The organism is Burkholderia sp. A2 (assembly GCF_001729305.1).
GTDB lineage: Bacteria > Pseudomonadota > Gammaproteobacteria > Burkholderiales > Burkholderiaceae > Burkholderia > Burkholderia sola.
Map to the genome: position 1 here is coordinate 3,628 of NZ_LZXX01000141.1, position 252 is coordinate 3,879.

The window sequence follows — 252 nt, forward strand, 5'->3', positions numbered from 1 at the left end:
GCTCGGCGTCGATCTCGTCGGGCAGCATCAGCATGTCGCGCACGAAGCCGCTGACGAGCGTGTGCAGCATCAGCGTCGCGCGCCACGTATCGAGCCGCTCGGGCAGCAACCCGAGCCCCACGGCCACCGCGAGATCGGCGTCGATCATGTGCAGCGCCTCGCTCATCCCCGCGCGGTTGCGCTGCAGCAGCGGCTCCATGTCCGCGACGTATTCGCACTTCATGAACAGGATGCTGAACACGCGCCGCAGCT

General features: G+C 67.5%; 1 pseudogene. It reads right to left on the reverse strand.

From position 1 onward, the window contains the following. Positions 1-252, reverse strand: a pseudogene (locus A9Z05_RS38170) (TetR family transcriptional regulator); the annotation flags it as partial.